The sequence below is a fragment of the Leclercia sp. UBA2479 genome, from assembly GCF_002341985.1.
Taxonomy (GTDB): domain Bacteria; phylum Pseudomonadota; class Gammaproteobacteria; order Enterobacterales; family Enterobacteriaceae; genus Enterobacter; species Enterobacter pneumoniae.
In genome coordinates this window covers 339,537-363,598 of record NZ_DDPB01000006.1, presented here as the reverse complement: position 1 = coordinate 363,598, position 24,062 = coordinate 339,537, and the positions used below count along the sequence as shown (strand labels likewise).

Annotated in this window: 25 protein-coding genes; 20 read left to right on the top strand and 5 right to left on the bottom strand. The window is 56.2% G+C overall.

Annotated elements, in window-relative coordinates; genetic code table 11:
* The first annotated feature begins 67 nt into the window (after nucleotides 1-67).
* Nucleotides 68-526 carry a YbaK/EbsC family protein gene (locus B3B59_RS06650; protein ID WP_046886515.1) on the top strand — a complete coding sequence of 153 codons (459 nt, stop codon included), beginning with the start codon at nucleotides 68-70 and terminating at the stop codon, nucleotides 524-526.
* Between the two features lie 32 nt (nucleotides 527-558).
* Here B3B59_RS06650 and bglJ read toward each other — a convergent pair whose 3' ends face one another.
* Nucleotides 559-1,194 carry a DNA-binding transcriptional activator BglJ gene (gene bglJ / locus B3B59_RS06645; protein ID WP_040077290.1) on the bottom strand — a complete coding sequence of 212 codons (636 nt, stop codon included), beginning with the start codon at nucleotides 1,192-1,194 and terminating at the stop codon, nucleotides 559-561.
* Nucleotides 1,191-1,925: a helix-turn-helix transcriptional regulator gene (locus tag B3B59_RS06640; protein ID WP_040077291.1), complete on the bottom strand. Its 735-nt coding sequence runs from the start codon at nucleotides 1,923-1,925 to the stop codon at nucleotides 1,191-1,193. The genes bglJ and B3B59_RS06640 overlap by 4 nt, the downstream gene beginning before the upstream one ends.
* 365 nt (nucleotides 1,926-2,290) lie before the next feature.
* On the opposite strand from B3B59_RS06640, the gene B3B59_RS06635 reads away from it, so the two are divergent.
* From B3B59_RS06635 to opgB, 9 genes are all read left to right on the top strand, one after another.
* On the top strand, nucleotides 2,291-3,067 hold the full coding sequence (locus B3B59_RS06635; RefSeq protein WP_046886512.1) for a threonine/serine ThrE exporter family protein: 777 nt from the start codon (nucleotides 2,291-2,293) through the stop codon (nucleotides 3,065-3,067).
* The gene (locus B3B59_RS06630) at nucleotides 3,058-3,531 is read left to right on the top strand and encodes a threonine/serine exporter (protein ID WP_286783758.1); all 474 of its coding nucleotides are present in this window, start codon (nucleotides 3,058-3,060) and stop codon (nucleotides 3,529-3,531) included. Before B3B59_RS06635 ends, B3B59_RS06630 begins: the two co-directional genes overlap by 10 nt.
* A gap of 65 nt (nucleotides 3,532-3,596) precedes the next feature.
* Nucleotides 3,597-4,238 carry a TetR family transcriptional regulator gene (locus B3B59_RS06625; RefSeq protein WP_286808470.1) on the top strand — a complete coding sequence of 214 codons (642 nt, stop codon included), beginning with the start codon at nucleotides 3,597-3,599 and terminating at the stop codon, nucleotides 4,236-4,238.
* Between the two features lie 41 nt (nucleotides 4,239-4,279).
* The gene (locus B3B59_RS06620; RefSeq protein ID WP_046886510.1) at nucleotides 4,280-4,732 is read left to right on the top strand and encodes a MarR family winged helix-turn-helix transcriptional regulator; all 453 of its coding nucleotides are present in this window, start codon (nucleotides 4,280-4,282) and stop codon (nucleotides 4,730-4,732) included.
* A gap of 82 nt (nucleotides 4,733-4,814) precedes the next feature.
* Nucleotides 4,815-5,243: an organic hydroperoxide resistance protein gene (locus tag B3B59_RS06615; protein WP_040077297.1), complete on the top strand. Its 429-nt coding sequence runs from the start codon at nucleotides 4,815-4,817 to the stop codon at nucleotides 5,241-5,243.
* Between the two features lie 107 nt (nucleotides 5,244-5,350).
* On the top strand, nucleotides 5,351-5,896 hold the full coding sequence (gene dnaT, locus B3B59_RS06610; protein ID WP_046886509.1) for a primosomal protein DnaT: 546 nt from the start codon (nucleotides 5,351-5,353) through the stop codon (nucleotides 5,894-5,896).
* On the top strand, nucleotides 5,893-6,630 hold the full coding sequence (gene dnaC, locus B3B59_RS06605; RefSeq protein WP_040077299.1) for a DNA replication protein DnaC: 738 nt from the start codon (nucleotides 5,893-5,895) through the stop codon (nucleotides 6,628-6,630). Before dnaT ends, dnaC begins: the two co-directional genes overlap by 4 nt.
* Nucleotides 6,631-6,706: 76 nt before the next feature.
* On the top strand, nucleotides 6,707-7,189 hold the full coding sequence (locus tag B3B59_RS06600) for a DUF2501 domain-containing protein (RefSeq protein ID WP_046886508.1): 483 nt from the start codon (nucleotides 6,707-6,709) through the stop codon (nucleotides 7,187-7,189).
* Between the two features lie 274 nt (nucleotides 7,190-7,463).
* Nucleotides 7,464-9,755, top strand: a complete 2,292-nt coding sequence (opgB, locus tag B3B59_RS06595; protein WP_286808467.1) for a phosphatidylglycerol--membrane-oligosaccharide glycerophosphotransferase — start codon at nucleotides 7,464-7,466, stop codon at nucleotides 9,753-9,755.
* Nucleotides 9,756-9,835: 80 nt separating this feature from the next.
* On the opposite strand, the gene B3B59_RS06590 is transcribed toward opgB, so the two are convergent.
* Entirely contained in the window at nucleotides 9,836-10,858 is a 1,023-nt protein-coding gene (locus B3B59_RS06590) for a zinc-binding alcohol dehydrogenase family protein (RefSeq protein ID WP_286808465.1), read from the bottom strand.
* 145 nt (nucleotides 10,859-11,003) lie between these two features.
* Between B3B59_RS06590 and B3B59_RS06585 the strand changes: the two genes are divergently transcribed.
* Nucleotides 11,004-11,918: a GntR family transcriptional regulator gene (locus B3B59_RS06585; RefSeq protein WP_046886505.1), complete on the top strand. Its 915-nt coding sequence runs from the start codon at nucleotides 11,004-11,006 to the stop codon at nucleotides 11,916-11,918.
* Between the two features lie 212 nt (nucleotides 11,919-12,130).
* Complete coding sequence (locus tag B3B59_RS06580) at nucleotides 12,131-13,492, top strand: MFS transporter (RefSeq protein WP_212478244.1); 1,362 nt, start codon at nucleotides 12,131-12,133, stop codon at nucleotides 13,490-13,492.
* A gap of 38 nt (nucleotides 13,493-13,530) precedes the next feature.
* On the opposite strand, the gene tsr is transcribed toward B3B59_RS06580, so the two are convergent.
* Together tsr and hpaR are read right to left on the bottom strand one after the other, a co-directional pair.
* The gene (gene tsr, locus B3B59_RS06575; protein ID WP_046886503.1) at nucleotides 13,531-15,195 is read right to left on the bottom strand and encodes a methyl-accepting chemotaxis protein; all 1,665 of its coding nucleotides are present in this window, start codon (nucleotides 15,193-15,195) and stop codon (nucleotides 13,531-13,533) included.
* An 86-nt stretch (nucleotides 15,196-15,281) separates the two neighbouring features.
* The gene (gene hpaR / locus B3B59_RS06570; protein ID WP_040077306.1) at nucleotides 15,282-15,722 is read right to left on the bottom strand and encodes a homoprotocatechuate degradation operon regulator HpaR; all 441 of its coding nucleotides are present in this window, start codon (nucleotides 15,720-15,722) and stop codon (nucleotides 15,282-15,284) included.
* A gap of 270 nt (nucleotides 15,723-15,992) precedes the next feature.
* On the opposite strand from hpaR, the gene hpaG reads away from it, so the two are divergent.
* The 8 genes from hpaG (at nucleotide 15,993) to hpaA (ending at nucleotide 23,991) form a co-directional block, all read left to right on the top strand.
* Nucleotides 15,993-17,270, top strand: a complete 1,278-nt coding sequence (gene hpaG, locus B3B59_RS06565; protein WP_286808462.1) for a 4-hydroxyphenylacetate degradation bifunctional isomerase/decarboxylase — start codon at nucleotides 15,993-15,995, stop codon at nucleotides 17,268-17,270.
* A complete protein-coding gene (hpaE, locus tag B3B59_RS06560; RefSeq protein ID WP_286783764.1) occupies nucleotides 17,267-18,733 on the top strand; it encodes a 5-carboxymethyl-2-hydroxymuconate semialdehyde dehydrogenase in 1,467 nt (488 codons plus the stop codon). Before hpaG ends, hpaE begins: the two co-directional genes overlap by 4 nt.
* Nucleotide 18,734: 1 nt before the next feature.
* Nucleotides 18,735-19,586, top strand: coding sequence for a 3,4-dihydroxyphenylacetate 2,3-dioxygenase (hpaD, locus tag B3B59_RS06555; protein ID WP_040077310.1), 852 nt, complete (start codon nucleotides 18,735-18,737; stop codon nucleotides 19,584-19,586).
* A 9-nt stretch (nucleotides 19,587-19,595) separates the two neighbouring features.
* Entirely contained in the window at nucleotides 19,596-19,976 is a 381-nt protein-coding gene (locus B3B59_RS06550; protein ID WP_286808461.1) for a 5-carboxymethyl-2-hydroxymuconate Delta-isomerase, read from the top strand.
* A gap of 132 nt (nucleotides 19,977-20,108) precedes the next feature.
* A complete protein-coding gene (gene hpaH, locus B3B59_RS06545; RefSeq protein WP_286808459.1) occupies nucleotides 20,109-20,912 on the top strand; it encodes a 2-oxo-hept-4-ene-1,7-dioate hydratase in 804 nt (267 codons plus the stop codon).
* A 9-nt stretch (nucleotides 20,913-20,921) separates the two neighbouring features.
* Nucleotides 20,922-21,719: a 4-hydroxy-2-oxoheptanedioate aldolase gene (hpaI, locus tag B3B59_RS06540; RefSeq protein ID WP_286783766.1), complete on the top strand. Its 798-nt coding sequence runs from the start codon at nucleotides 20,922-20,924 to the stop codon at nucleotides 21,717-21,719.
* Nucleotides 21,720-21,740: 21 nt separating this feature from the next.
* Nucleotides 21,741-23,087, top strand: coding sequence for a 4-hydroxyphenylacetate permease (gene hpaX / locus B3B59_RS06535; RefSeq protein WP_286808458.1), 1,347 nt, complete (start codon nucleotides 21,741-21,743; stop codon nucleotides 23,085-23,087).
* A complete protein-coding gene (gene hpaA, locus B3B59_RS06530; RefSeq protein WP_286808456.1) occupies nucleotides 23,059-23,991 on the top strand; it encodes a 4-hydroxyphenylacetate catabolism regulatory protein HpaA in 933 nt (310 codons plus the stop codon). The genes hpaX and hpaA overlap by 29 nt, the downstream gene beginning before the upstream one ends.
* The last annotated feature ends 71 nt before the right edge of the window (nucleotides 23,992-24,062 follow it).

The window sequence follows — 24,062 nt, the reverse complement described above, 5'->3', positions numbered from 1 at the left end:
TTAAGGGATATTTACAGAGCATAATTTGATATGAAAGATTACGCAGACTATTTCGCAGGAGAAAACAATGAGTTTGCAGTCTGTAAGGCAATTTTTTGCCGACAATGCCCCGGACATTGAAGTCATCGAGCTCAGCCAGAGTACCGCTACCGTTGCGCTGGCTGCGGCGGCACACAACGTTGCCCCCGGCCAGATCGCCAAAACCCTTTCACTGAAGGTTAAAAACGAGGTGATTTTAGTGGTGGCAAAAGGTGACGCCCGCCTGGATAACAAAAAATTAAAAGAGGCCTTTGGCGCCAAAGCACGCATGCTCAGCAGCGACGAAGTCGTGACCGTAACCGGCCATCCTGTAGGCGGCGTTTGCCCTTTTGGGCTGGAAAATCCGCTGGCAGTTTACTGCGATGTCTCTCTGCGGGAGTTTGAAGAGGTGTTACCCGCTGCGGGGGCCATTCACAGTGCCGTTCGCATTTCACCGGAGAGAATGGCCACGCTGACGGATGCCACCTGGGTGGATGTCTGTCAGTAAGCAGGGCGCCAGAGAAACCTCTGGCGTCATGTTCAGGAGTGATAAAGCATAAAGTTTTGTGGATTACGGCGATCCGGCATCGGGAAGTGGCTCAGGATGTCGGCAGCATTCAGCAATCCCATGTCGGAGTGAACACCCAACTTAACCATGGCGTTAAACTTATGTGCGCGAATGGTTTTGATATTGCGATCCAGACGCGTGGCAATCTCCGGGATTGAATATCCGCTGGACATAAATTGCAGAATGGCGCGCTCTGTCGGGCTCAGTAAGCGTCCACGATGCAGGTTCCAGTGATTATGAATACTGTCACTGCTCCGCCGCGTTTCGCTTAACAGCGCACCTAACTGCTCCTGTAACGCTTTGACCGATTCCGATTTAATCACAATACCGTGCAAATGCGACGGGGAGAGATGGTTGATAAGACTGGCCTCTTTAGTATCAGACGCCAGAACAATACGCTGAATATGGCTATGATTGGCGGCCAGCGACTTTAAACATTCCAGACAATAACGGCGCTCATTTCGCGAATCGGAAAGCGAATAGATAAGTGCTGAAAATGGAATAGTCTCAAGTGCTTCATTAAATTGCGCAATATCGCTGAAAATAGAGGGATGATAATTTTTAAGAGTCGGGCTGGAAAACAGATGTTCCAGACCAACGGCACTCATTGTGCACTTTTCGACGATAGCGATAGGTCTCTTAACGGCGCTCTTTTCCATTCGTCCTGTTCTCCATAGGCTGAAAAAAGATTCAGCTCTTTCATTCCCTTGTTACTGTTAATCCACGCGTACATTTCGGCATTACTGCGTAATGACAGTCGCCTCATGGCGCTATTTTTTTGGGCACTGACCGTTTTGTTGCTTTTTTTAAGCAAGGCGGCAATTTGATTTATGCCCCAGCCTTTTCCTAGTAGGCGTAATACCTTGCGTTCAGAGTGAGTCAACATCACCTCATCCCGACTTTCGTCGAGCTCCTCCAGCTCCGGTTTTAGCAGCGTCTGGCTAATGCGTTCTGCACTCTGGCTTCCGCCACGAATGGCGTTAATCACACCTTCAATGGGCTCGATATCTGAAAGCAATGAACTCTCTGGTCGTAGCAGAAGCTCTACCGCACAGGGATAGACCCGACGTGAAACTAAAAATATCCAGTGAATATCACGGTAATGATTCTGCAAAGAATAATATTCTTCGCAAATTCGACGCGGGTTACGTTGATCCCCGGAGATATCGGCAATAACAACATTCGCCCGACGTAATTGAAGAAGTGTAAGCTCTTCCTGAGAGCGGCAATAGGAAACTTCATAATCAGGCAAATTACGTGAGATAATACAACCTAAGCCCGTTTGCATTACCGGTAATTTACTGATAATAATTGCGTGCTGACAACTTATTGGCGTCATTTTTGTTTTGAGTCCTTTCCTGACGTTGATCAAACGCCGTTATCTTTATCGCATCCTCGATAAAGTAGTGCATCCTGTTTTTATACACCGCAAAAGTCGCTTACAATATCGCACACCCTGCCGAACTTGATAATGTACTATCACTGATCATTTTAAAAAGGTGAAGTTAGAAATTCTAAATATAACAAAAAGCGGAATGGATAGATTAATCATATAAAAATCCAGAATTAATAACGCTATTAATAACGCGAAAAATAAAATACCGATAGCCGAAAGTTTGATCTGCCTCAGCACCGGCGTTACAGCGATGTGTTGTAAAAGTAACCATTACGGGCTTTCAGGCATCACCATCGTCAGGGTAATCCATGCAGGTAGATCAATCATCGCAGCGCGCAACGACGCGGCTGTGTATTCAGTGCGGTCTGTTTTTATTACAGCACGGTGCGGAAAGCACGCTTGTTGAGGAGTTGTCCACCCGCCTGGGGCTGGCGCTGGGCATGGACAGCGTCGAAAGCGCCATCTCCTCCAATGCCATTGTGCTGACCACCATCAAAGAGGGTCACTGCCTCACCTCTACGCGCAAAAATCACGATCGCGGAATCAACATGCACGTGGTGACCGAGGTACAACATATCGTCATCATGGCCGAGCACAAGCTGCTGGATGGCAAAGATGTTGAAAAGCGCTTTAACCAAATCAAACCGCTCCGCTACCCTCGCTGGCTGGTAGTGCTGATGGTGGGGCTCTCCTGCGCCTGTTTCTGCGTGCTCAATAAAGGCGGCTGGGACGGGGCTGCCATTACCTTTGCCGCCAGCGCGCTGGCGATGTATGTGCGTCAGGTCCTTACCCACCGACAGATTCACCCGCAGATCAACTTCTGCATCACCGCCTTTGTGGCAACAACCGTCTCCGGCCTGCTGCTGCGGCTACCCGGCTTCGCCAGTACGCCCACTATCGCGATGGCCGCCAGCGTGCTTCTGCTGGTGCCTGGCTTTCCGCTGATCAACGCCGTGGCCGACATGTTCAAAGGCCATATCAATACTGGCCTTGCCCGTTGGGCTATCGCCAGCTTACTCACGCTTGCCACCTGTATTGGCGTCGTGACGGCCATGACCTTATGGGGGCTTCGCGGATGGGCGTAATCACGTTTTTACTGGCGTTAGTGCAGGACATGCTGCTGGCGGCAATTCCGGCTGTCGGCTTTGCCATGGTCTTTAACGTTCCCCAGCGTGCGCTGGCCTGGTGCGCCTTGCTGGGGGCTATCGGGCATGGTTCACGAATGGTGATGATGACAGCCGGACTCAATATTGAATGGGCAACCTTTATCGCCGCGATTCTGGTCGGCAGCATTGGCATCCAGTGGTCGCGCTGGTATCTGGCCCATCCGAAGGTGTTTACCGTCGCCGCGGTCATTCCCATGTTCCCCGGCATTTCGGCCTACACAGCGATGATCTCGGCGGTCAAAATTAGCCATCTCGGTTACAGCGAGCCCCAGATGATTATGTTGCTGACAAACTTCCTGAAGGCCTCCTCGATTGTCGGCGCGCTCTCCATTGGTCTGTCGATCCCCGGTTTGTGGCTATATCGCAAACGCCCTCGGGTATGAAATTTGTGTTCCCGGTCGGCCCCAGAGATAATCGCCTGACCCACCCGGCAATAAAAGGAAGCGATGTGGCATACCCTGACAGCGAAGCTGGCGAAATCACTGACGAATCCAGCCTGAAAGACAAAATTTTCCTCAGCGCCATCGCCCTGTTCGCCGAATACGGCCTGAACGGCGCGCGTATGGAGCAGATTGCCGAGAAGGCAGGTACCACCAAGCGCATGGTGGTTTACCATTTTAAAAATAAAGAGAATCTCTATCTGCTGGTGCTGGAGTATGTCTATACCCAGATCCGCGCCAGTGAAAGACAGTTGAGCCTCGATGGCATGCCTCCCGTCGAAGCGCTGGTGCATCTGGTGGAGACCACCTTCGATTACCACGCCGATCACCCGGACTATATTCGCATCATCTGCATGGAGAATATGCAGCGTGGCCGCTTTATGCAGCAATCCAGCTATTTGCGGCAGGTCAACCGCAGCGCACTGGAGTTGCTGGAGGCCATCCTCACGCGCGGCAAAGCAAAACAGCTGTTTAACCAGAGCGTGGATGCCCGGGATCTGCACCGTTTGATCAGCAGTTTTAGCTTTCATTATGTGGCGAACAGTTACACCTTTACCCTACTCTTTGAAGAGGGGGCAGACGAGCAGGCCCAACGACAGCACTACCGTAAGATGGCGGTACAGGTCGCCCTGCGTTACACCTGCCCATAAAATCGCTTGCAATTAAATTGCGCACTACCTATATTGAAGACATGAAAACGACACCCACTGATAACACCGCTGCGCTGTTGCTGGATAACCAGCTCTGTTTCGCCCTCTATTCGGCGAACCTGGCGCTGAACAAGCTCTATCGGCAACTGCTGGCGCCGCTTAATCTCACCTACCCGCAATATCTGGTGATGCTGGTGTTGTGGGAGCAGGATGACATTACCGTGTCGGATATTGGTGAACGTCTCTTTCTGGATTCCGCTACCTTAACGCCGCTGTTAAAGCGTCTTGAGGTTGCGGGCTTAATCGTTCGCCAGCGTTCGCGCCAGGATGAGCGTCAGGTGGCCGTCACCCTTACTGAAGCAGGTACTGCCCTGCAACAGCAGGCGCTGGGTATTCCCAATGCCGTAGGCTGCGCAGCCCAGTGTGATGTCGACACGCTGTCCGTCCTGAAACAGCAGCTGGAACAATTACGTCATCAGCTTCACCGCGCGTGAAGCTATAGTTTATATGTTTGCCACACGTAACTAAATCGCTCGCTATTAAATAGCAAGCAAAACACAAGATAAGGAACCTGCCATGTCTTTAGAAAAAGTTGTCTACACCGCCAAAGCGACCGCTACCGGAGGCCGTGACGGCCGTGCTACCTCTTCCGATGGCGTTCTGGATGTTAAACTGGGCGTACCCAAAGAGATGGGCGGCGCGGGCGGCGAAGCCACCAACCCAGAGCAGCTGTTTGCTGCGGGTTACTCCGCCTGCTTCCTCGGTGCCATGAAGTTTGTTGCGGGTCGTGACAAAATCAGCATGCCGAAAGAGGCCTTTATTGAAGGCGAAGTGGGTATCGGTCCGCTGCCGACCGGTTTCGGGATTGAAGCCAAACTGAACATTCACCTGCCAGGTATGGATCAGGCAGAAGCGAAAAAACTGGTCGATGCGGCCCACATTGTCTGCCCTTACTCCAACGCAACGCGCGGCAACATTGATGTGACTCTCAACATCATCGCGTAATCCGCTGGCTGCCCTTATCCTCTGGATAAGGGCACATTCATCCCCCCTTCTCTCTGTGCTACTATGTGCTGTAATCACGCCCGCAGTAATCCAGTTGAGAAAGTGCTATGTCCTCCAGAATCCTGACAACCCGCGTCACTGGCCTTGATGCCCTCACGCACGATCCTCGTGGCGTGCTGGCCAATGCCGAAGGCGGCGCCATCGCGGTCTTTGTCGATAATGCGCCTGCTTTTTACGCCATTACCCCGGAACGTCTGGCGCAGTTGTTGGAAACCGAAGCGCGGGTTGCCCGCCCGGCCAGCGATGTCACCCTGGATACGCAATTTTTCGAAGAACCTACCAGCGCCCCGGTCGCCGTACCGATGGGCAAATTTGCCATGTATGCCGGCTGGCAGCCGGATCCCGATTTTCAGCGTCAGGCGGCCTTGTGGGGCATTGCCCTCACCCAACCCGTCACGCCGGAAGAGCTGGCGGCGTTTACAGCTTACTGGCAGGCTGAAGGCAAAGTTTTTCACCATATTCAATGGCAACAAAAACTGGCGCGCAGCGTACAGATCAACCGCGCCAGTAATGGCGGCCAGGCCAGACGCGATATCAATTCATTTTCAGAACCGGATAAACAGATCCCCCACGGATTCCGAGGTGCCAAATGAAAGAGTTCGGCGAACTGATGAAACGCCTGCAGAAGATCATGCCGGCGAACGTAAAACCGGCGTTTACCACCGGCGAAGAGCTTCTGGCGTGGCAAAAAGAGCAAGGTGAGATCCGCGCCGCGGCGCTGGCCCGCGAAAACCGGGCCATGAAAATGCAGCGCACCTTTAACCGCTCCGGCATTCGCCCGCTGCATCAGAACTGCTCGTTTGAAAACTACAAGGTAGAGAGCCAGGGGCAACTGGCGGCGCTGACGCAGGCGCGTCAGTACGTGGAAGAGTTCGACGGGAATATCGCGAGCTTTATTTTTAGCGGCAAACCCGGCACCGGCAAAAACCATCTTGCCGCGGCCATCTGCAACGAGTTGCTGCTGCGCGGTAAGTCGGTGCTGATCATCACCGTAGCCGATATTATGTCGGCAATGAAAGACACCTTCAGCAATCGCGAAACCAGTGAAGAGCAGTTACTCAACGATCTGAGCAACGTCGACCTGCTGGTCATTGATGAAATTGGCGTCCAGACCGAATCCCGTTATGAGAAAGTGATCATCAACCAGATTGTCGATCGCCGCTCCTCCTCCAAGCGCCCCACCGGCATGCTGACCAACCACAACATCGATGAGATGACCCGTCTGCTGGGTGAACGCGTTATGGATCGTATGAAGCTCGGCAACAGCCTGTACGTAATATTTGACTGGGAGAGTTACCGTAGCCGTGTCACCGGGAAGGAGTATTAAGAAATCTCCCCGGGAAGTGTCTGGCCGTGGGGTTTATACTGGCCCCACTTCCGCCCCAACTCTTTGAGTAAGTCTTATGAAAACAGCATCTCTTCTCAGCGCCGTATTAAGCGCCACGTTAGTTCTGGGTTCCGCCCACGCCGCATCCTGGCAGGATTCGCTCTCCAGTGCCGCCAGCGAACTTTCCAAAAGCAGCGGTTCAGAAAGCGGCGGCCTCTCAGCCGGTACCCTGACCGGCCTGCTGGGCAACAGTAACCAGAGCCTGAGCGCGGGCACCATGAACAACGCCGCCGGGATCCTGGAGTATTGTGCGAAACAGAAACTGGCGTCGGTCACCGACACGCAGAATATTAAAAACCAGGTTCTGGGTAAGCTGGGTCTGGATACGCAAGAACAACAAGAAGATACCAATTTTATGGACGGTATCCAGGGTCTACTGAATGCACAGAATGGTCAGCAGCTGAACCTGAACACGCTGGGCGACTCCGCGCTGGGTAAAAAGGTCAAAACCAAAGCCTGCGATTTAGTATTGAAGCAGGGACTTAACTTCCTCTCCTGATCCTCCCCCTTTTTGACGACATCACGCCGCGATTAACAGCTTACGCTCGCCTTGCGGCGTGCACCCTTTATTTCCCCTGCCTGACATTGCCTGAGCCCCCGTATCGAGGGATGAGACGGCGCTCAAAGTTTGCAATATCTAAACCAAATCCTAACAACAGCACAATTTGATGACACTAGAATTGCAGCTACATGGCATCGCAATTACATTGTATTACCCAAAAAATAGACAGTTGGTTTGTTAACCCGCGGCTGCAATCGTTGAGGATAAGCTGTTGTCAGAGTTACTTTCTTTTACCCTGTTTCTCGCTTCGGTAATGGTTTATGCCTGGAAAGCGGGTCGCAACACCTGGTGGTTTATTGCCACGCTGCTGGTGCTGGGGCTTTTTGTTGTTTTAAATATTACCCTGTACGCCAGCGATTACTTTACTGGCGATGGCATTAACGATGCCGTTCTTTATACCCTGACCAATAGTCTTACAGGCGCGGGGGTTAGTAAGTACATACTTCCCGGTATCGGGATCGCTACCACGCTGGTCCTGGTGTTTGGTCTGTTGGGCTGGGTGTTGCGCCGTCGTCGCCACCATCCGCACCATCTTGGCTATAGTCTGCTGGCGCTGATACTGGCATTGGGCTCTGTGGATGCCAGCCCGGCATTTAATCAGATCACCGAGCTGGTAAAATCCCAGTCTCGCGACGGTGACCCCGATTTTGCCGCCTGGTACAAAGAGCCCGCAAAAACCATCCCCAACCCCAAACTGAACCTCGTTTATATCTATGGTGAAAGCCTGGAGCGCACCTACTTTGACAACGAGGCCTTCCCGAATCTGGCGCCGGAGTTAGGGGCGATCAAAAATGAAGGGATTGATTTCAGCCATACTGCTCAGCTGCCGGGTACCGATTACACCATTGCGGGCATGGTGGCCTCCCAGTGCGGTATCCCGCTGTTCGCCCCGTTTGAGGGCAATGCCTCGGCCTCGGTATCGAGTTTCTTCCCGCAAAATATCTGCCTGGGCGACATCCTGAAAAACTCCGGCTATGAGAACTATTTTATGCAGGGCGCCAACCTGCGCTTTGCCGGGAAAGATGTCTTTCTGAAATCTCACGGCTTCGACCATCTCTACGGGGCCGAGGAGTTAAAAACCACCGTCGCCGACCCGAGCTATCGCAACGACTGGGGCTTTTACGATGATACGGTCCTGGACGAGACCTGGAAAAAATTCGAAGCGCTGTCCAGGTCCGGTAAGCGTTTCTCGCTATTCGCCCTGACGGTGGATACCCATCACCCGGATGGCTTTATCTCCCGCACCTGCCAGCGCAAGAGCTATGCCATTGATGGCAAACCGAACCAGTCGTTTAGTGCCGTTGGCTGTAGCCAGGAGCACATTGCAGCGCTGATTGAGAAAATCAAAGCCTCGCCGTACTTTAAAAACACGGTGATTGTGGTCTCTTCCGATCATCTGGCGATGAAAAATACCGCCTGGGACGAGCTGAATAAGCAAGATCGCAGCAATCTGTTCTTCGTGCTGCGCGGCGATAAGCCGCAGCAGGAGACGCTCGCCGTTAAGCGCAACACCATGGATAACGGCGCCACGGTGCTGGATATTCTCGGCGGCGATAACTTCATCGGTCTGGGCCGCAGCAGCCTGTCAGGGCAATCCTTGTCAGAAATTTTCCTTAATATGAAAGAGAAAGTGCTGGCCTGGAAACCGGATGTCATCCGCCTGTGGAACTTCCCGAAAGAGCTAAAAGCGTTCACCGTCGATAGCGATAAAAATATGATGGCCTTCTCCGGCAGCCATTTCCGCCTGCCGCTGCTGCTGCGCGTTTCGGATAAGCGCGTCGAGCCGCTGCCAGAGAGCGAATACTCCGCGCCGCTACGCTACCAGCTGGCAGATTTTGCTCCGCGCGATAACTTCGTCTGGGTCGATCGCTGCTACAAGATGGGCCAGCTCTGGTCACAGCCGCTGGCGCTCTCTACCGACTGGTGCGTCTCTCAGGGCCAGTTGGGCGGTGAGCAGAACATTCAGCGTGTGGACAAGCCTCAGTGGCAGGGTAAAACAGCGTTCAAGGATACGGTCATCAGCACCGACCACTATAACCGCAACGTCGAGATGCTGAAGGTGGCCGATAACGACATTCGCTATAAAGCCGACAGCTTTGTCTTTAACGTCGCCGGTGCGCCAGAAGAGGTGAAGCAGTTTAGCGGCATCTCGCGTCCGGAATCCTGGGGCCGCTGGTCTAACGCCCAACTGGGCGACGAAGTGAAGATTGAATATAACCAGCCCCTGCCGGCGAAGTTTGACCTGGTCATCACCGCCAAGGCCTTTGGCCCCAATGCCAATCGCCCTATCCCGGTGAGGATTGGCCAAAGCGAGCAGACCCTGAAGCTCGGCAACGAGGTGACCACCACCACGCTGCATTTCGACAACCCTTCACGCAGCAGCACCCTGGTCATTGTACCGCCGGATCCGCAGTCCACTAACGAGGGCAATATCCTTGGTCACTCTCCGCGCCAGTTGGGGATTGGGATGGTGGAGATTAAAATCGTCAACGCCGAAGGCTAACCGCAGGAGAGGGCTGCCTCTCCTGCGCGGCAATAAAAAAACAGCGCCCAACACCACCCCGGGCGCTGTATGGCAAGACGTTAAAAGGCAATCACCCCTTTAATCAGCTGACGATTATTGATCACCCCCGGTTCGTAACTCTCTGCCAGCTCGTGAAAAGCGTAGCGGTGCGTCAACATCATGTCTGCGCTCAGCTTGCCCTCCGCCATCAGCCTGCCGACCTTTGCAAAATCCTCTGCGGTGGCATTCCGGCTGCCCATCAGGGTGGTCTCTTTCTTGTGAAATTCGGGATCCGAAAAACAGAGATCGCCCTTAAACAGGCCGACAAAAACAATGCTCCCCCCGTGACGAATCAAGTTCACGCTGTTGTTCATGGCGTGCGGGTTGCCGGTAGCGTCGATCACCGTCTGCGCCAGCGCCCCGTCAAAGTGCGCCCGTAGCTGGTCGGTAAAGTCCGCCGCCGCAGGGTCAACCGTCGACAGTCCAAGAGACCCGGCAACATGTTCACGCCTGGAAGCGCTGGTATCCGCAACGACCACCCGGGCGCCATCCGCATGGGCAATCGCCGCCGCCCCCAGCCCAATGGGCCCGGCCCCTACCACCAGCACCGCATCGCCGGGCTGTACGGCCGCACGGCGGACCGCATGGGCGCTGATGGCGAAAGGCTCAATCAACGCCGCCGCTTCGGGGTCGATACCCTCTGCCAGCAGCAAATTAGTAACGGGTACGGCGAGATACTCGCAGAAGCCGCCATCCTGATGCACGCCAATGACCGAAATCGCCTCGCAGCAGTTGGTCCTGCCGCTCAGGCAGGCGGGACAGCGCTGACAAGCCACATAGGGGATCACCGCCACCTGTTGCCCCGGGCGCAGCGTACGAATATTTTCCCCCACGCTAATGATTTCGCCACATATTTCATGGCCTAACACCCGGGGGTAATTAAAAAAGGGTTGATTCCCACCCCAGGCGTGAATATCGGTGCCACAAATCCCGACGGTTTTTATTTTTATTAGCGCTTCGTTTTCGCCCGCCACGGGAATGTCTCGCTGCGCCCAAATAAGTTTTTTTGGTTCCTGACACACCAGCGTATTCATTGTTGCCATTTTTTTGCCTCCCGTTTTTTTGTGGATTCAGATATTGATGAAAATAAGAAATAACGGGCAGGCAAAAAGCTGAAATGTGAAATCACGCGCACAAAGCCGTTTTAAATAGGGTTTTAATGCCCCTCCACCGGCAAAAGGAGCCCGTATGAGCCGCTCACAAAATTTGCGTCACAACGTGATTAACCAGGTCATCGACGATATGTCACGGGGGCATATTCCCTCGCCGCTGCCGTCGCAAAGCGCGCTGGCGGAGATGTATAACATTAGTCGCACCACCGTTCGCCACATCCAGTCTCACCTGTGCACCCGCGGCGTACTGGCCCAGGTGAACCATGACTATGTGATTATCCGTCAGCCCACCAGCGAGGATGGCTTCACCTGCGACGCGGCCCCGCTGGCCGAACAAAACCGATTATTTGAGCAGGCATTTTTTTCAATGATTAACCAGCGCCAGCTGCGCGCAGGTGAATCCTTTTCCGAGCTGCAACTTGCTCGTGCCGCCGGAGTCAGCCCTGTGGTAGTGAGGGAGTACTTACTTAAGTTCAGCCGCTACAACCTGATTGAGAGCGACAAACGCGGCCAGTGGAGTATGAAGCAGTTCGACCAGTCCTATGCCGAGCAGCTCTTTGAACTGCGCGAGATGCTGGAAACCCACGCCCTGCAGCACTTTCTGAACCTGCCAGACAACGATCCGCGCTGGCTACAGGCGAAAACCCTGCTTGAGGAGCACCGAGCCCTGCGCGACAGTATTGGCGACAGTTTTCGCACGTTTTCCCTGCTGGATCGCGACTTTCACTCGCTGCTACTCAGCGCCGCCAATAATATCTTTTTCAACCAGTCGCTGGAGATCATCTCCGTGATCTTCCATTTCCACTACCAGTGGGATGAAAGCGACCTCAAACAGCGCAACATCATCGCCATTGACGAGCACATGACCATTCTCAGCGCGCTTATCTGCCGCAACGATCTGGATGCCAACCTGGCGTTGCGTAACCACCTCTCTACCGCAAAACAGTCCATGATCCGCTCCCTGCAACAGAGCGCGACGGTCTTTTATTAAGTACCGATTAAAAACGACAAACTATTAAGGGCAGCACGCTTCCGATAAAAGGCCCGCGCGAGAAAAAAAAGGCTGCCTATGCTCACGAGAAGTCGACCTGGTGTTATTTCCCGTGAGTGACAGTGAATTTAAATTTACATCACTTGTCGTTATCAACATTCCTCTTATTTATAAAAAAAGAGAAATAATCAAAAATATTTCAGGAGTCAGGTGTGGAAAAAAACAATATTACTCTCGACCCGCAAACCACCTTCGACAAAGAAAAAACGCGGGATATTCCCGTACCGCCGGTGGGTGCCGTAGCGCGTTCTCCGCGTATTAAACGCATTCAGACGACCGCCATGCTGTTATTATTTTTTGCGGCGGTGATTAACTACCTTGACCGCAGTTCGCTGTCGGTGGCAAACCTCACCATTCGCGAAGAGCTGGGGCTAAACGCGACCGAAATCGGCGCCCTGCTCTCCATTTTCTCGCTGGCCTACGGTATCGCACAGTTACCCTGCGGCCCGCTGCTGGACCGCAAGGGCCCACGGCTTATGCTGGGGATAGGGATGTTTTTCTGGTCGCTCTTCCAGGCGCTCTCCGGCATGGTGCAGAACTTTACCCAGTTCGTGCTGGTACGCATCGGGATGGGGATTGGCGAAGCGCCCATGAACCCCTGCGGCGTTAAAGTGATTAACGACTGGTTTAACATCAACGAGCGTGGCCGCCCTATGGGCATCTTCAATGCCGCCTCCACTATCGGCGTGGCCATGAGCCCACCTATCCTGGCCGCGATGATGCTGGTCATGGGCTGGCGCGGTATGTTTATCACTATCGGCGTGCTGGGGATTTTCCTCGCCATCGGCTGGTACATGCTCTATCGCAACCGTGAAGAGTTATCGCTGAGCGGCCAGGAAGAGGCTTACCTGAACGCGGGCAGCGTCAACGCCCGCCGCGATCCGCTCACTTTTGCTGAGTGGCGGAGCCTGTTCCGCAACCGTACCATGTGGGGGATGATGCTCGGCTTCAGCGGCATCAACTACACCGCCTGGCTCTACCTTGCCTGGCTGCCAGGTTACCTGCAAACGGCTTATAACCTCGATCTGAAAAGCACCGGTCTGATGGCGGCCATTCCGTTTATCTTTGGGGCGGCAGGGATGTTAACTAACGGCTTCGCCACCGACTGGCTGGTCAAGCGGGGGATGGCGCCGGTGCGGAGCCGTAAAATCAGTATTGTTATTGGTATGCTCTGCTCAGCGGCCTTTACCTTTGTGGTACCGCAGGCAACCACGCCGATGAGTGCTGTTTTATTGATTGGGATGGCGCTGTTCTGCATCCACTTTGCGGGTACATCGTGCTGGGGATTGATTCATGTCGCCGTCGCTTCGCGCATGACGGCCTCGGTAGGTAGCATTCAAAACTTTGCCAGCTTTATCTGCGCGTCCTTTGCGCCCATCGTGACCGGATTTATCGTGGATACGACCCACTCCTTCCGCCTGGCGCTTATCATCTGCGGCTGCGTCACCGCACTGGGGGCGCTGGCCTATATTTTCCTGGTTCGCAAACCGATCGACGATCCTCGTCAGGCGTAAGTCTGAAATACGCGCCCCGGAACGGGGCGCGTGATTTATCAGAAGGTTTCCCAGTTGTCGCCAGCATCAGCGGTTGCGGTTTTACGCGCCATCGCCGGGGCAGCAACAGGTTTCAGCGACGCGTTAGCGCGCGCTTTCTGCTGCTCCTGCTGAATGCGGAAGACCGCTACAGCCTGCGTCAGACGGCTCGCCTGCTCTTCCAGCGCGGCGGCGGCGGCGGCGGACTCCTCCACCAGCGAGGCGTTCTGCTGAGTCACGCGATCCATCTCCGCAACGGCCAGACCTACCTGGTCGATACCGCGGCTCTGCTCATCAGAGGCCGAAGCAATTTCGCCCATGATGTCCGTAACGCGGGTTACGGCATTAACGATTTCACCCATGGTTTCACCGGCGCTCTCTACCAGGGTAGAGCCCAGATCCACGCGGCTCACGGAGTCTTCAATCAGACTCTTGATCTCACGCGCGGCCTGCGCACTGCGCTGGGCCAGGTTACGCACTTCGCCAGCAACAACCGCAAAACCACGGCCCTGCTCGCCCGCACGCGCCGCTTCAACGGCGGCGTTGAGCGCCAGGATGTTAGTCTGGAAGGCAATGCCGTCGATCACGCTAATGATGTCGGCAATTTTTTGCGAACTGCCGGCAATATCACGCATGGTCTGCACCACGTTATCCACCACTTTGCCGCCTTTCTGCGCGGTTTCAGAGGCGCTCAATGCCAGATGGCTCGCCTGACGGGCGTTCTCGGCGTTCTGCTTCACGGTGGCGGTAAGCTCTTCCATGCTGGCGGCGGTCTCTTCCAGAGAAGCGGCCTGCTGTTCAGTACGGGAAGAGAGATCGTTGTTACCCATGGAGATTTCGCTCGCGCCGCTGTAAATCGCGTTCGCGCCATTACGCACGTCGCCGACGGTACGCACCAGCTCACCCTGCATATGACGCAGCGTTTCAGCCAGCTGACCCATCTCGTTAGTCCCTTCCACATCGATGCGCTTCACCAGATCGCCGCTGGCGATATGACGAATGCTATCGATCAGACGGTTCATCGGGGAGATCAGGGCCTGACGGATACCCAGCCACACGCCAACAATCACCACCAACACCGCAACCAGAATGCTAATCAGCACCCAAATCGCCTGGCTGTAAGAGCTGTTGCTGTCATCAACCGCAGTCTGGTACAGCTTGTCGTTCTGCTGCAGGTAGTTAACGTACTCTTTCTCGAAAGCGTCCTGATAACCCTGAGTCGGCTGGTCAAAGAATTCGTTAATTTTACCCGCGCCCAGCAGCTGGATCAGCTCGGCCAGTGCGCCATGATAGATATCGTAGTTACGTTTAATTTCCAGCGCTGCGGCGTCGTTCTGACGCGGGTCGCGCGGCAGAGCTTCGTAGTCAGCCCAGTTTTTTTCCGCCTGCTTCAGGGAAGCCGCAGCAATCTGCATCAGATCGTTCACGGTCGCGCCGCTGCCGATATTATTCTGATCCATCATGTAGCGGATACCCGCACGGTTCAGGGTATTACGGGTTTGCAGCAACGCGACCCAACTGCCGTTAAGCGTGGATTGTTGCTGACGAATGGTTTGCAGAACGGTGAAGTTTTCTTTGTCATGCTTCAGGGCATTAAAGAAAAGACCACCGGATGTGAGTTGTAAAAGGCCAAAAATAGCTAATACTATCAACAAGCTAGTAACAATCTTAATACGATTTAACATTTTTTCTCTTTCCACCAGACAGATAACAGAATTTTCGGCCTGGTAAGGGAAAACTTTACGAAAATCGTCCTGATCGTTTGCAGAATTTACTCTTCATCCTGTCTGGCGGAGCGCTGCTGACCCAGCGCAATAAACTCCCGCAGTAGTCCGGTCAACTGCTGCATCTTCTCTGCGGTAAATTCCGCCTCGATCTGCTGATACACCTCTTCCACTTCGGCCTGGGCGTGGGCGTACAGCGCCTGCCCCTCTTTGGTAAGCGAAACATAGAGTTTGCGCTGGTCATTCACCGGTTTTAATCGCAACACCAGCCCTACGCTCTCCATCCGGGTGAGGATGCCGGTCAGGCTGGGGCGCAGAATGCAGGTTCGAAAGGCGAGATCGTGGAAATCCATATTCGGGTTTTCAGCCAGCACGCGCACGATGCGCCACTGCTGCTCCGTCAGATTATGGCGTTTGACGATGGGGCGAAACCAGGCCATCGCCGCTTCCCTGGCCTGAAGCAAAGCAATGGTGAGTGAGTCGTGCATAGCACCTCCCTTAAAATCATTAACAAGCTAACAATCATCTCCGACGGACTCTGACTGCCGCCTTCACGTGAAGAAAAAAGTCTAACAGAAAACAGATAAAAAAATTAACTCACTGTATATAAACATAATTATTATAAATATGTAAATTTATTGTTATTGATATCACAAATATTTCACTTCCGTTTGCCAATGTCCGAACGAAAGCCTAAAACCTATTCATTAATATATTAACGAACTCAAAACCGGGCAACAGAGCCTGAGGAGAGAGCAATGAAAGGTACGGTTTTCGCAGTCGCCCTCAACCACCGCAGCCAGCTTGCCGCCTGGCAAGAGGCATTTGGACAGCCCCCCTACAACACACCGCCTAAAACAGCGGTATGGTTTATCAAACCGCACAATACGGTGATTCAGGCCGGTGAGCCGATCCCCCACCCCGCCGGTGAAAAGGTGCTGAGCGGGGCGACGGTTGCGTTGATTGTTGGCAAAACCGCCAGCCGCGTGCGGGTAGACGAGGCGCAGCACTACATTGCCGGTTACGCGCTGGCGAACGACGTGAGCCTGCCGGAAGAGAGCTTTTACCGCCCGGCCATCAAGGCGAAATGCCGCGACGGCTTTTGCCCGCTCGGTGAACTGGCCGCCGTTGATAATATCGATAACCTGAACATCATCACCGAAATCAATGGCCGCGAAGCTGACCACTGGAACACCGGCGATCTCGAGCGCAATGCCGCCGAACTGCTGAGCGCCCTGAGCGAATTCGCCACCCTCCAGCCCGGTGACGCCATTCTGCTGGGTACCCCGCACACCCGCGCCGAGATCCGTCCCGGCGATCGCGTGCGCATTCTGGCTGAAGGGTTCCCGCCGCTGGAAAACCCGGTAGTGGATGAGCGCGAGGTCGCCATTACACCGGCCACACCCCCGCACGCCACGCTGTTTGCCCTCGGGCTGAATTACGCCGATCACGCCAGCGAACTGGCCTTCACTCCCCCTACCGAGCCGCTGGTGTTTATTAAAGCGCCGAACACCCTTAACGGTGATAACCAGACGTCGGTGCGCCCGAACAACGTCGAGTACATGCACTATGAGGCGGAGCTGGTGGTGGTCATCGGCAAAACCGCGCGTAAGGTCAGTGAGGCCGACGCGATGGACGTTGTTGCGGGCTACACCCTCTGCAACGATTACGCCATCCGCGACTATCTCGAAAACTACTACCGCCCCAACCTGCGGGTGAAAAGCCGCGACGGGCTAACGCCGATCGGCCCGAACATCGTGCCGAAAGCCGCCATTCCCGATCCGCACAATCTCACCCTGCGCACCTTCGTTAACGGCGAACTGCGACAGGAAGGCACGACGGCAGACCTCATCTTCAGTATCCCGTTCCTGATCGCGTATCTGAGTGAATTTATGACCCTGCAGCCGGGCGACATGATCGCCACCGGCACGCCGAAGGGGCTCTCCGACGTGGTCCCGGGCGATGAAGTGGTGGTGGAAGTGGAAGGCGTAGGTCGCCTGGTCAACCGGATTGTCAGCGAGGAGACGACAAAATGAAAAAGATAAACCATTGGATCAACGGCAAAAACGTGGCGGGTAGCGACTACTTCCACACCACCAACCCGGCCTCCGGGGAGGTCTTAGCGGAAGTGGCCTCCGGCGGTGAAGCGGAGATCCATCAGGCGGTCGCCGCCGCGAAAGAAGCCTTCCCGAAATGGGCCAACCTGCCGATGAAAGAGCGCGCGCGCCTGATGCGCCGGCTGGGGGAGCTGATCGACGAGAACGTCCCGGCGATCGCTGCCATGGAGACCGCCGACACCGGCCTGCCGATCCACCAGACCAAAAACGTGCTGATCCCGCGCGCCTCGCACAACTTCGAGTTCTTCGCCGAGGTGTGCCAGCAGATGAACGGCAAAACCTACCCGGTCGACGACACCATGCTCAACTACACCCTGGTGCAGCCGGTGGGCGTTTGCGCGCTGGTCTCACCGTGGAACGTGCCCTTTATGACCGCCACCTGGAAGGTCGCGCCGTGCCTGGCGCTGGGTAACACTGCGGTACTGAAGATGTCTGAACTCTCCCCGCTGACCGCCGACCGCTTAGGCGAGCTGGCGCTGGAGGCGGGTATCCCGGCGGGGGTGCTGAACGTGGTGCAGGGCTATGGCGCGACGGCCGGTGATGCGCTGGTGCGCCATCACGACGTGCGTGCCGTCTCGTTCACTGGCGGCACCGCCACCGGGCGCAACATCATGAAAAACGCCGGGCTGAAAAAATACTCAATGGAGCTGGGCGGCAAATCGCCGGTGCTGATTTTTGAGGATGCCGACATCGAACGCGCCCTGGACGCTGCCCTGTTCACCATCTTCTCCATCAACGGCGAGCGCTGCACCGCCGGTTCGCGCATTTTCATTCAGCAGAGCATCTACCCGGAATTTGTTAAACGCTTCGCCGAACGCGCCAGCCGCCTGCGGGTGGGCGACCCGACCGATCCAAACACCCAGGTTGGCGCGCTGATTAGCGCCCAGCACTGGGAAAAAGTCTCCGGCTATATCCGCCTCGGTATTGAGGAAGGGGCGACCCTGCTGGCGGGCGGGCCGGATAAACCCACCGATCTGCCTGCTCACCTGAAAGGCGGCAACTTCCTGCGCCCGACGGTGCTGGCGGATGTCGATAACCGGATGCGGGTGGCCCAGGAGGAGATCTTCGGGCCGGTGGCCTGCCTGCTGCCGTTTAAGGACGAAGCGGAAGGGCTGCGCCTGGCCAACGACGTGGAGTATGGCCTGGCGTCGTATATCTGGACCCAGGACGTCAGCAAAGTGCTGCGCCTGGCACGCAACATCGAAGCGGGCATGGTGTTTGTCAACACCCAGAACGTGCGCGACCTGCGCCAGCCGTTTGGCGGCGTGAAGGCCTCCGGCACCGGGCGCGAGGGCGGCGAGTACAGCTTTGAAGTGTTCGCCGAGATGAAAAACGTCTGCATCTCGATGGGCAACCATCCGATTCCAAAGTGGGGTATCTGATATGGGCACCTTAGCGTTAGCGGCAAAAATCACCCACGTGCCGTCGATGTACCTTTCCGAACTGCCGGGCAAAAACCACGGCTGCCGCCAGTCGGCCATTGACGGGCATAAAGAGATCAGCAAGCGCTGCCGCGAGCTGGGGGTCGATACCATTATCGTCTTCGACACCCACTGGCTGGTGAACAGCGCCTATCACATTAACTGTGCGGACCATTTTTCCGGCGTCTACACCAGCAACGAGCTGCCGCACTTTATCCGCGACATGACCTACGACTACGACGGCAACCCGGAACTCGGGCAGTTGATCGCCGACGAGGCGGTGAAGCTCGGCGTGCGCGCCAAAGCGCACAACATCCCGAGCCTGAAGCTGGAGTACGGCACGCTGGTGCCAATGCGCTACATGAACGCGGATAAGCACTTCAAAGTGGTTTCCATTTCGGCGTTCTGCACCGTTCACGATTTTGCCGACAGCCGCAGGCTCGGCGAGGCCATCGTCAGCGCCATCGAAAAATATGACGGCACCGTGGCGGTGCTCGCCAGCGGTTCGCTCTCGCACCGCTTTATTGACGACCAGCGCGCGGAAGAAGGGATGAACAGCTACACCCGCGAGTTTGACCGTCAGATGGACGAGCGCGTGGTCAAGCTGTGGCGCGAGGGCCAGTTCAAAGAGTTTTGCAGCATGCTGCCGGAGTACGCCGACTACTGCTACGGCGAAGGCAACATGCACGACACGGTGATGCTGCTGGGGATGCTCGGCTGGGACAAATACGACGGCAAAGTAGAGTTCCTCACCGAGCTGTTCGCCAGCTCCGGTACCGGTCAGGTTAACGCCGTTTTCCCGCTGCCCGCGTAAGGATCCATCATGCCGCACTTTATTGCTGAATGTACCGACAACATCCGCGAGCAGGCCGACCTGCCGGGGCTGTTTGCCAGGGTGAACGCGGCGCTGGCCGCCACGGGTATCTTTCCGATCGGCGGTATCCGCAGCCGCGCCCACTGGCTGGACACCTGGCAGATGGCCAACGGTAAACACGATTATGCCTTCGTGCACATGACGCTGAAGATTGGCGCGGGGCGCAGCCTTGAGAGCCGTCAGCAGGTGGGCGAGATGCTGTTTGCGCTGATTAAAGACCATTTCGCCGGGCTGATGGACGCACGCTATCTGGCGCTGTCGTTTGAAATCGAAGAGCTGCATCCGACGCTCAATTACAAGCAAAACAACGTGCACGCGTTGTTTAAATAATAGCGGCACAGCCAGTCCCCTCTCCCTTTGGGAGAGGGTTAGGGTGAGGGAAATCTCTGCGGCCTGACTGACGCCCTCACCCCGGCCCTCTCCCACAGGGAGAGGGAGAAAACAATACAACAGGATATCGCCATGCTCGACAAACATACCCACACCCTGATCGCCCACCGCCTGCATCAGGCGGAACAGTCCCGGGAGCAGATCCGCGCGATCTCGCTGGAGTATCCGGAGATCACCATAGAAGACGCCTACGCTGTTCAGCGCGAATGGGTGAGCCTGAAAATTGCCGAGGGCCGCTTGCTGAAGGGCCATAAGATCGGTCTGACCTCCAAAGCGATGCAGGCCAGCTCGCAGATTAGCGAGCCGGACTACGGCGCGCTGCTGGACGATATGTTCTTCCACGATGGCAGCGACATCCCCGTCGATCGCTTTATCGTCCCGCGCATTGAAGTGGAGCTGGCCTTCGTGCTGGCAAAACCCCTGCGCGGCCCAAACTGCACGATCTTCGACGTCTACAACGCCACGGACTATGTGATCCCCGCCCTGGAACTGATCGACGCCCGCTGTCACAACGTTGATCCTGAAACCCAGCGCCCGCGCAAGGTATTCGACACCATCTCCGATAACGCCGCCAACGCGGGGGTGATCCTCGGCGGCCGCCCGATTAAGCCCGACGAACTGGATCTGCGCTGGATCTCCGCCCTGCTCTATCGCAACGGCGTCATCGAAGAGACCGGCGTCGCCGCGGGCGTGCTTAACCACCCGGCGAACGGGGTGGCGTGGCTGGCGAACAAGCTTGCGCCGTATGACGTTCAGCTTGAGCCCGGCCAGATCATCCTCGGCGGCTCCTTTACCCGCCCGGTTGCCGCCAGCCGGGGCGACACCTTCCACGTGGACTACGGCAACATGGGGTCCATCAGCTGCCGCTTTGTCTAGGAGACGACCATGCAAAACGCATTCAAAACGGCACTGAAAGCCGGAACACCGCAAATCGGTTTGTGGCTGGGACTGACCAGCAGCTACAGCGCGGAACTGCTGGCGGGCGCAGGCTTCGACTGGCTGCTGATCGACGGAGAGCACGCCCCGAACAGCGTGCAGACAGTCTTAACCCAGCTGCAGGCCATCGCCCCCTATGCCAGCCAGCCGGTGGTACGCCCGTCATGGAACGATCCGGTGCAGATCAAACAGCTGCTGGACGTGGGGGCACAAACGCTGCTGGTGCCGATGGTGCAGAACGCCGACGAAGCGCGTCTGGCGGTGAGCGCTACCCGCTATCCACCAGCGGGTATCCGTGGGGTCGGCAGCGCGCTGGCGCGGGCATCACGCTGGAACCGCATCCCGGATTACCTGCAACAGGCCAACGACGCCATGTGCGTGCTGGTGCAAATCGAAACTCGCGAGGCGCTGAAAAACCTGCCGCAGATCCTCGACGTGGAAGGCGTCGACGGCGTGTTTATTGGCCCGGCGGATCTCAGTGCCGATATGGGATTTGCCGGTAACCCACAACACCCCGAGGTGCAGGCCGCCATCGAACGGGCCATCACGCAAATCCGCGAGGCGGGGAAAGCCCCCGGCATTCTGATGGCGAACGAGGCGCTGGCAAAACGCTATCTCGAGCTCGGGGCGCTGTTCGTCGCGGTCGGGGTCGACACCACCCTACTCGCCCGCAGCGCCGAGGCGCTGGCCGCACGCTTTATCGATAAACCGGTTACGTCAGTAAATAACAATAAATCTGTCTACTAAAGGTAAGATCAGGAGCGCAGCATGACGACCTCTACCCTGCAAGATGAAAAAGCTGTTGAACATCGTGCCATTAACAAGCTGTTCCGTCGTTTGATCGTGTTTCTCTTTATTCTGTTTGTCTTTTCGTTCCTTGACCGCATCAACATCGGCTTTGCCGGGCTGACAATGGGCAAGGATCTGGGCCTGACCTCTACCATGTTTGGCCTGGCCGCCACGCTGTTTTACGTCACCTATGTCCTGTGCGGGATCCCGAGCAACATCATGCTGGCGAAGGTAGGTGCGCGCCGCTGGATCGCCAGCATCATGGTGGTGTGGGGCATCGCCTCCACCTGTACGATGTTCGCCACCAGCCCGGAAACGCTCTACGTTCTGCGCATGCTGGTGGGGATTGCCGAAGCCGGCTTCCTGCCGGGGATCCTGGTCTATCTCACCTGGTGGTTCCCGGCATACCATCGCGCCCGCGCCAACGCGCTGTTTATGATCGCCATGCCGGTCACCATGATGCTCGGCTCGATCCTCTCCGGCTATATTCTGGCGATGGACGGCTTGTGGAACCTGAAGGGCTGGCAGTGGCTGTTCCTGCTGGAGGGGCTGCCCTCCGTGGTGCTCGGGGTGGTGACCTGGTTTTATCTTAACGACACACCGGACCAGGCGAGCTGGCTGGACGAGGACGAAAAGCGGGCGCTGAAAACAATGATCGCCCGTGAGCAGGAGCTGGCCATTGCGCACCCTTCCACCCCGCGCTCGACGCTGCGCGAGGTGTTAACCCCGGCGGTGATGCTCTACACGCTGGCCTACTTCTGTCTGACCAACACCCTGAGCGCCATCAACATCTGGACGCCGCAGATCCTCCAGAGCTTCAACACTGGCAGCAGCAATATCGTGATCGGCCTGCTGGCGGCGATCCCCCAGTTCTGTACCATCCTCGGGATGATCTGGTGGAGCCGCCGCTCCGACAGGCTAAAAGAGCGAAAAAAGCACACCATCCTGCCGTACCTGTTCGCCGCGGCGGGCTGGATGCTGGCCTCCGCAACGGATCACGGCCTGATCCAGCTGCTTAGCATCATTATGGCCTCAACCGGATCCTTTACCGCTATGGCGATCTTCTGGACCACCCCGGATCGGGTCATTAGCCTGCAGTCCCGGGCGGTGGCGCTGGCGGTGATCAACGCCATCGGTAACGTCGGATCGGCCGTCAGTCCGCTGCTGATCGGCATTCTGCGCGACGCGACCGGCAGCTTTAGCTCAGGTTTGTGGTTTGTCGCCGGGCTGCTGGTGGTTGGCGCGCTGGTGCTGACCCGTATTCCGATGACGCAGCAGGATCAACAGAGGAACGACCATGTGCCAGAGCCCTATCGCCAACATTGATATCAGCAAAGAGTATGACGAAAGCCTGGGCACCGACGATGTGCACTATCAGTCGTTTTCTCGCATGGCGGCCTTCTTTGGCCGCGACATGCAGGCGCACCGGCACGACCAGTATTTTCAGATGCACTTTCTCGATACCGGACAGATTGAGCTGCAACTCGACGATCACCGCTACTCGGTGCAGGCCCCGCTGTTTGTCCTCACGCCGCCGTCGGTGCCACACGCGTTCATCACCGAATCGGACAGCGACGGCCACGTGCTGACGGTTCGCGAGGATCTGATCTGGCCGCTGCTGGAGGTGCTCTATCCCGGCACCCGGGAGGCGTTCGGCCTGCCGGGGATCTGCCTCTCGCTGGCCGATAAACCGGACGAGCTTTTGGCGCTAAAACACTACTGGCAGTTGATAAAGCGCGAATCCACCGCGCAGCTGCCCGGCCGCGAGCATACGCTGGTACTTTTAGCCCAGGCGGTCTTTACGTTGCTGCTGCGCAACGCGAAGCTCGACGACCATGCTTCAAGCGGCATGCGGGGCGAGCTAAAGCTGTTCCAGCGCTTTACCCAGCTGATTGACGCGCATTACCACCAGCACTGGACGGTGCCGGAATACGCCAGCGAGCTGCATCTCACCGAATCGCGCCTGACGGATATCTGCCGCCGCTTCGCCAACCGCCCGCCAAAACGGCTGATCTTTGACCGTCAGCTACGCGAGGCCAGACGGCTGCTGCTTTTTTCCGACAGCGCGGTGAACGAGGTGGCCTGGAAGCTCGGCTTTAAAGACCCGGCCTATTTTGCCCGCTTTTTCAACCGGTTAGTGGGGTGTTCACCGAGCGCGTATCGGGCGCAGAAAGTACCGGTGTCGCCTGTTCCCTCCGGTGGTTCTGGTACGGTACTTAAACCCTATTAATGCGTATTTACCAGGTTATCACACCCGGCTGCGGTTATCGCCATAACGCAGGCAACTTACGACTCAGCTAA

Excerpts from the sequence above, each read along its gene's own strand:
- hpaX (WP_286808458.1), top strand. The coding sequence starts at position 21,741 with ATGACGACCTCTACCCTGCAAGATGAAAAAGCTGTTGAACATCGTGCC.
- B3B59_RS06635 (WP_046886512.1), top strand. The coding sequence starts at position 2,291 with ATGCAGGTAGATCAATCATCGCAGCGCGCAACGACGCGGCTGTGTATT.
- hpaG (WP_286808462.1), top strand. The coding sequence starts at position 15,993 with ATGAAAGGTACGGTTTTCGCAGTCGCCCTCAACCACCGCAGCCAGCTT.
- hpaD (WP_040077310.1), top strand. The coding sequence starts at position 18,735 with ATGGGCACCTTAGCGTTAGCGGCAAAAATCACCCACGTGCCGTCGATG.
- B3B59_RS06640 (WP_040077291.1), bottom strand. The coding sequence starts at position 1,925 with ATGACGCCAATAAGTTGTCAGCACGCAATTATTATCAGTAAATTACCG.
- dnaC (WP_040077299.1), top strand. The coding sequence starts at position 5,893 with ATGAAAGAGTTCGGCGAACTGATGAAACGCCTGCAGAAGATCATGCCG.
- B3B59_RS06650 (WP_046886515.1), top strand. The coding sequence starts at position 68 with ATGAGTTTGCAGTCTGTAAGGCAATTTTTTGCCGACAATGCCCCGGAC.
- bglJ (WP_040077290.1), bottom strand. The coding sequence starts at position 1,194 with ATGAGTGCCGTTGGTCTGGAACATCTGTTTTCCAGCCCGACTCTTAAA.
- B3B59_RS06615 (WP_040077297.1), top strand. The coding sequence starts at position 4,815 with ATGTCTTTAGAAAAAGTTGTCTACACCGCCAAAGCGACCGCTACCGGA.
- B3B59_RS06630 (WP_286783758.1), top strand. The coding sequence starts at position 3,058 with ATGGGCGTAATCACGTTTTTACTGGCGTTAGTGCAGGACATGCTGCTG.
- B3B59_RS06620 (WP_046886510.1), top strand. The coding sequence starts at position 4,280 with ATGAAAACGACACCCACTGATAACACCGCTGCGCTGTTGCTGGATAAC.
- B3B59_RS06600 (WP_046886508.1), top strand. The coding sequence starts at position 6,707 with ATGAAAACAGCATCTCTTCTCAGCGCCGTATTAAGCGCCACGTTAGTT.
- hpaE (WP_286783764.1), top strand. The coding sequence starts at position 17,267 with ATGAAAAAGATAAACCATTGGATCAACGGCAAAAACGTGGCGGGTAGC.
- B3B59_RS06590 (WP_286808465.1), bottom strand. The coding sequence starts at position 10,858 with ATGGCAACAATGAATACGCTGGTGTGTCAGGAACCAAAAAAACTTATT.
- dnaT (WP_046886509.1), top strand. The coding sequence starts at position 5,351 with ATGTCCTCCAGAATCCTGACAACCCGCGTCACTGGCCTTGATGCCCTC.
- B3B59_RS06585 (WP_046886505.1), top strand. The coding sequence starts at position 11,004 with ATGAGCCGCTCACAAAATTTGCGTCACAACGTGATTAACCAGGTCATC.
- hpaR (WP_040077306.1), bottom strand. The coding sequence starts at position 15,722 with ATGCACGACTCACTCACCATTGCTTTGCTTCAGGCCAGGGAAGCGGCG.
- tsr (WP_046886503.1), bottom strand. The coding sequence starts at position 15,195 with ATGTTAAATCGTATTAAGATTGTTACTAGCTTGTTGATAGTATTAGCT.
- B3B59_RS06550 (WP_286808461.1), top strand. The coding sequence starts at position 19,596 with ATGCCGCACTTTATTGCTGAATGTACCGACAACATCCGCGAGCAGGCC.
- hpaI (WP_286783766.1), top strand. The coding sequence starts at position 20,922 with ATGCAAAACGCATTCAAAACGGCACTGAAAGCCGGAACACCGCAAATC.
- hpaH (WP_286808459.1), top strand. The coding sequence starts at position 20,109 with ATGCTCGACAAACATACCCACACCCTGATCGCCCACCGCCTGCATCAG.
- hpaA (WP_286808456.1), top strand. The coding sequence starts at position 23,059 with ATGTGCCAGAGCCCTATCGCCAACATTGATATCAGCAAAGAGTATGAC.